Origin of the sequence: Acidiplasma aeolicum, assembly GCF_001402945.1 — an archaeon.
GTDB classification, from domain to species: domain Archaea; phylum Thermoplasmatota; class Thermoplasmata; order Thermoplasmatales; family Thermoplasmataceae; genus Acidiplasma; species Acidiplasma aeolicum.
Genome location: NZ_LKBG01000082.1, coordinates 1 through 2,408, shown reverse-complemented (window position 1 = coordinate 2,408; position 2,408 = coordinate 1). Strand labels below are relative to the sequence as shown.

2 protein-coding genes and 1 pseudogene are annotated in these 2,408 nt (G+C 31.4%); all 3 read right to left on the bottom strand.

The features are described 5' to 3' along the window. Nucleotides 1-96: 96 nt before the first annotated feature. The gene (locus AOG54_RS02600; RefSeq protein ID WP_055032371.1) at nucleotides 97-1,350 is read right to left on the bottom strand and encodes a 3-phosphoshikimate 1-carboxyvinyltransferase; all 1,254 of its coding nucleotides are present in this window, start codon (nucleotides 1,348-1,350) and stop codon (nucleotides 97-99) included. Continuing rightward, nucleotides 1,347-2,174 carry a shikimate kinase gene (locus AOG54_RS02595; RefSeq protein ID WP_055032370.1) on the bottom strand — a complete coding sequence of 276 codons (828 nt, stop codon included), beginning with the start codon at nucleotides 2,172-2,174 and terminating at the stop codon, nucleotides 1,347-1,349. The genes AOG54_RS02600 and AOG54_RS02595 overlap by 4 nt, the downstream gene beginning before the upstream one ends. A 20-nt stretch (nucleotides 2,175-2,194) precedes the next feature. Next, nucleotides 2,195-2,408: pseudogene (locus AOG54_RS09830) on the bottom strand (hypothetical protein); the annotation flags it as partial.

The following is a 2,408-nucleotide window of genomic DNA, read 5'->3' as shown; positions in this document are numbered from 1 at the left end:
ATTACAATACTGTAATTTAAAACATTCTCAATTAAATTTATAAAAAATTTATTTTTAATTTTCCGGATATTAAACTTAATTAAGATTTTTTTATGACTATATTTCAGTATTAAATCGTATATCAGCGCCAAGTTTTTTCAGGTCATTTAGGAATGAGGGGTAACTCTTATTTATGGCCTCGATATCGCCATATCTTGTTTTTGACCCTGCAATTATTCCGGCTATTATGGCACTCATTACCATTCTATGGTCACTGTAAATTAATGTGTCAGGATTCTTAATACCACCGGGGTGAATGAACATAAAATCATCTTTAATTTCAGCAATCCCGCCAAATTTTTCAACCATGTCCAGAATATTAAGATAACGGTTAGATTCCTTAATTTCCAGCCTCTGATAATTTTTAATGATAACCCCATTTTTTGAAAATATGCCTATTACAGATGCAACTGGTGCAAAATCAGGAGTTGCTGATACATCAACAACAACTGTTTTTATTTCATATGCCTTATTTATTTTTATATAATCATCAAAAATTTCTATGCATCCGGCTGCATCATTGAGTATTTTAATTATTCCACTATCAGGCTGCAGGCTGTTTTTTTTGAGATTTTTTATTAATATATTTCCTGTAAAGATGCCAAGAACCATAAAATATGACGCTGATGAGTAATCACCCTCTATATGAATGTCATTTTTTGATTTCAGATATCCATCTATGATAAATTTGTTATTCTCACGCTTAATATTAATACCAAAATCTTCCAGTGTTTTTACTGTTATATCCATATATTTTTCTGAAACCATGGAATCTATGCCAAAACATGCACTTTTAAAAAATGAGTAATAAAAAAGCATGGCGCTTGCAAACTGTGAACTTTTTGATGCATTTAAAGTGCAGTAAACATTACCTGAATTTGTTGCATCTATTTTATAAAACCCCTCACTGTTTTTATAAAAAATTGATCCAGTATTTTCAAGGCATGAAATAAGGTCTTCAACTGGTCTTTTGGCAAGGGCAGGTTTTCCAGATATCTCCGTGGTGCACTTCCTTCCTGCCAGCAATCCCAGTGAAAGCCTGTACGATGTTCCAGATTCACCAACATAGATTTTTTTTGGGCATTTAAAATCAGGAGTTATTTTTATATCCCGCTTTTGGTATTCAATATGGGCATTGCAGCTTTTTGCTATATCTATTGCAATAAGCTCATCATCACAGTATGATATATTCCTTAATGTTACTGGTTTTCCAGAAAATGCAGAGTAAAGGACATACCTCTGTGTAAAACTCTTTGATGATGGGGCCTCCACGATGCCACCAATTTCTCCAGGCTTCACTTCAATAATCATTGATATATTATATTAATTCCATCATTATTAATTCTGCTTTTGATTATATTATAATTCTGGTAACTAAATTTTGAGGCTGCATTATCACGATCCTCATTATCCTCATATATGGCAAATACAGCAGGACCCTTACCACTTATTCCGGAAAAAATTGCCCCAGATCCAAGAAAATAATTTATTATTTCAGGGTCATAGCCGAAAAGGGAGCCAAAAAGGTATCCATTAAGAACCATGGTTTCATAAACATATTTACTGTTTAAGAGCAATTCCAGTTTCTGTATATATTTTTTATATTTTTTAAAATCAATATCTTTCATATCATATGTACTTCTATGATAAAATTTGGGATATGCTATTATCACCGGTGTATTCTCTATTTTTATCCTTCTTATAAGTCTAAAATCAAAGTTATCTGTAACTGTTAATCCTCCATAATAACACATTGAAATATCATCAAGTGCACCGGTTATTGATGTTTTATTTTTAAGTGATATTTCGGCTGCCGATCTTAATAATTCATCCTCCTTTAAATATATACGATTTAGCCTTAATATTGCGTACAGTAATGATAATGTCATTGCACTGCTGCTTTTTAATCCCACTGACTGAGGTATCTGGCTCTTTATTTCAACAGAATATTTTTTATTTATACTGTATTTATTCCTGATTATCTCCAATGTTTCTAATATTTTTTGATCACCTATTTTATCTGAATCAGATTCTATTACAGTTGTGTACATTGGCAAATCCAGTGAAATTGCTGACCCAATACCATCCACAAATGCTGAAATTACAGAAAGCCCTCCATTGGTTTTAACAATCATTCAATAGAAATAATATTAAGTTACTTAATTATTTTTTCATTAAATAACAATTTAAATTCCTGATAGTCAATAGATAAATTATAAAGTTTTTTTAATGTTTCAAGACCTTGGCCAATGAATAAATCTACACCATTGACGGTGCTGCATCCCTTATTTTCAGCAAGGGCTAAGAATTTAGTTTTCTGTGGATTGTATATCATATCAATGGCTGTGGATTTATGCATAATCTTGGAT